The organism is Jeotgalibacillus marinus, assembly GCF_040801915.1.
Classification (GTDB): Bacteria; Bacillota; Bacilli; order Bacillales; family Jeotgalibacillaceae; genus Jeotgalibacillus; species Jeotgalibacillus marinus.
In genome coordinates this window covers 1-244 of sequence record NZ_JBFMIA010000261.1, presented here as the reverse complement: position 1 = coordinate 244, position 244 = coordinate 1, and the positions used below count along the sequence as shown (strand labels likewise).

The window sequence follows — 244 nt, the reverse complement described above, 5'->3', positions numbered from 1 at the left end:
AGGATATATGCAAATCGTTTCATGGCTGTATCCTGTTAAGTGTATAGCTCCAGCCCCCGGTGCCGATCATCAACCGCTGTTTGTTGTCGAGCAAATGGAGAAGGTGATCATTCAACTTAAGGAACGAAATGGAGGCAGAAGGCTGATCGGGATCGAGGCGGCAGATGATGGCGGGCGCGTTGGCAAACACCGTTTTTACGGTTTCCCATTTCCCCTCCCGGTGGAGATGATGCGCGTTCACAAA

1 protein-coding gene is annotated in these 244 nt (G+C 51.2%); it reads right to left on the bottom strand.

What is annotated here, in order from left to right; genetic code table 11:
• Nucleotides 1–19: 19 nt before the first annotated feature.
• Nucleotides 20–244, bottom strand: a 225-nt coding sequence (locus AB1471_RS17775) for a hypothetical protein (protein WP_367781041.1), incomplete at its 5' end; no start/stop codon positions are given.